This is a genomic window from Halobiforma nitratireducens JCM 10879 (assembly GCF_000337895.1).
GTDB lineage: Archaea > Halobacteriota > Halobacteria > Halobacteriales > Natrialbaceae > Natronobacterium > Natronobacterium nitratireducens.
This window is the reverse complement of sequence record NZ_AOMA01000001.1, coordinates 1-2,456: the sequence shown is the minus strand read 5'-3', so window position 1 is coordinate 2,456 and position 2,456 is coordinate 1. Positions and strand designations below refer to the sequence as shown.

The window sequence follows — 2,456 nt, the reverse complement described above, 5'->3', positions numbered from 1 at the left end:
GTCTTCCTTGCGATTCCGCTGTTCGGCGTTCCGTTGCTCCGCAAAGCATTGGACACCACACCTCCAACGAAGACGGACCTCACCAATCACGTCATCATCTGTGGGTTCTCGGCGATGGACGACGTGCTGAAATCTGAACTGGAAGAAGCCGAAATTCCGTACCTGTTCATCGACTCCGATCCGGAAATGGTCAAGCGGCTAAACGACGCCGATATGACCGCTATCTACGGAAATGCTGAAGAGATCCAGACACTCGAGAACGCAAATGCGAGAAGCGCTAGGGCATTAGTAGCCGATCTTGACGATGAGACGAACCCGACTGTCATTCTGTCGGCAGCCAGAATCAACCCCGCGATGAAGATCATCAGTGTCGTCCGGACCCGTGATGCAGCCCCCTACCAGGAATATGCCGGGGCAGATCAAGTCGTCATTTCGAAGGAGAGTCTGGGTGAAAGTCTAGCCAAACGGTCGATGAAGACGATCTCCGAGCGATTCCAGGAAGAAGTCGATCCCGACGTCGATCTGGAGTTCGACGAGTATCTCGTCGAGGAAGGGAGCGATCTCGTCGGCAAAACAATTCAGGAAATCGATACGTTCGGTGGAGACGTGACTGTTATCGGGGGCTGGTTCGGCGCACGCTTTCTCATCTCCCCATCGCCGAACACGATGATTCCGGAGAATACGATTCTTTTGATTACCGGGAAGCGAGCACGCCTGGAGAATACCGATCTTCGCAAACTTCCCTCTCACGTCGGGCATCCGTCGCGGGTAGTCGTCTGTGGGCACGGTGACGTCGGCAGCGCCACGACCCGACAACTCAGAAACGAGAATATCGACGTGACGGTCGTTGATGCTGGAAAGAGTGACGCTGTCGACGTGGTAGGCGACATCACTAACGAAGAGACGCTAGAGCGAGCCGATATCGAAAACACACGATCACTCGTCCTCGCGGTCAATAGCGATGCGATAGCGATCTATGCCACGCTGCTCGTCAAACGTCACGCACCCGATGTCGAAATCATCGCACGGGCGAACGACCCCGAAAACGTATGGAAACTCTACAACGCTGGTGCTGATTACGTCCTTTCGCTTCCTGACGTGACGGGTGAGGTACTTGCTTCCGCACTCATCGATGAAGCGGCGATTTTCACCACGACTGACGACTTCGACTTCGTCCGAACGGAAGCACCTGCACTGGAGGGACAGAGCGTGAGAGAGGCCGATGTCCGGAACCGGACCGGCTGTACCATCGTTGCGATCGAACGAAACGACCAGTTCATCACGGAATTTGGAACCGATTTCGTGTTCCAGCAGGGAGACAGTCTCATCGCAGCAGGCCCAGCGGAGTCTGTAGAAGAGTTCGAAGACTTCGTACGGTAACGCTCAACTATTCGCTTCCCCACCACCTGGGCCTTCTCTCGTCAGTGAACTTCAGCCCAACAGATCATAGTGGCGACAATTTGAGTACGAAACTTTCCCGTGATGCATATGTATCTATTTGGTTATTGGTTAGATATAGTATGTTTTCTGAGTAGCGCGACTGTGCAGCTCACAGTGTACACACGACAATACCTAAGTAGACACACTCACATTGTACACATAATGAGCAGTGAGAAAAAACGAGTCCAGTTTCGTGCGCCCCACCGGCTTATCGACCGAACTGACGCGCTCGCAGATGTCCTCGGCGAGGACCGGACGGACATTCTCGTCACTGCACTCCGTGAGTACCTTCAGGACGCCACACACGACGATGCACTCGTTCAAGAGATCGCAGTCGCGTACTACGACGGCGAGATTACCTTCGACCAACTCAAATCTCTCGTCGGCGCTGAGAAGGCAGCCAACTTCCGGGTGCTCAAACAGCAACTCAACGAGGACTTCGTCGAGGAAGTCGCCGAGTTATAGATGCCAACAGCAGTTGCAGACTCCTCAGCACTCGTCAGTCTCGGCGTCGTCGCTGAGTCTCCCCCCGACCCGCTCTCGGTGTTTCTCACAGATTACGACGTGACCGTTCCACCGGAAGTTGTCGAAGAACTCCGAGATATCGCTTCGTATGATGACGATCACGGTCGGGCCGCAACAGTCGTTCTCGACCGACGCGATGCACTCACCACAGAGACCGTTGACCTCGATTCGACGTTTCCACTCGACGACGGCGAAAATGCCGCTGTTACGCTCGCTAATGAGTGCGATGCATCGTTGTTCCTCTGCGACGAATTCAATCAACTCGGACTCATCCACGCTTCTCTCGCAAATACGCGCCTCGTCACGACTCCAACGCTTCTCTCGATCTTCGTTCGTACTGATCAATTATCCTCAGGTGACGCACTGACGCTTCTCGACAATATCAGCACGACTCGTAGCTGGAACAAAAATAGCTACGTGCAACGCACTCGCTCTCTTTTCGAACAACTCTGAATTGCTCTGTTGAAGAGCGATCTAATCAGCTGATATCA

3 protein-coding genes are annotated in these 2,456 nt (G+C 53.8%); all 3 read left to right on the top strand.

The window, feature by feature from the left end; genetic code table 11:
- Nucleotides 1-1,380 (top strand): potassium channel family protein (locus tag C446_RS00015; RefSeq protein ID WP_006670981.1); only part of this gene is annotated, 1,380 nt, incomplete at its 5' end.
- A gap of 222 nt (nucleotides 1,381-1,602) precedes the next feature.
- Complete coding sequence (locus C446_RS00010) at nucleotides 1,603-1,905, top strand: hypothetical protein (protein ID WP_006670980.1); 303 nt, start codon at nucleotides 1,603-1,605, stop codon at nucleotides 1,903-1,905.
- Nucleotides 1,906-2,418 carry a hypothetical protein gene (locus C446_RS17695; protein ID WP_006670979.1) on the top strand — a complete coding sequence of 171 codons (513 nt, stop codon included), beginning with the start codon at nucleotides 1,906-1,908 and terminating at the stop codon, nucleotides 2,416-2,418.
- Nucleotides 2,419-2,456: the final 38 nt, after the last annotated feature.

What these genes read in the sequence shown, in the direction of transcription:
- C446_RS00010 (WP_006670980.1), top strand. Translation starts at nt 1,603, where the DNA reads ATGAGCAGTGAGAAAAAACGAGTCCAGTTTCGTGCGCCCCACCGGCTT.
- C446_RS17695 (WP_006670979.1), top strand. Translation starts at nt 1,906, where the DNA reads ATGCCAACAGCAGTTGCAGACTCCTCAGCACTCGTCAGTCTCGGCGTC.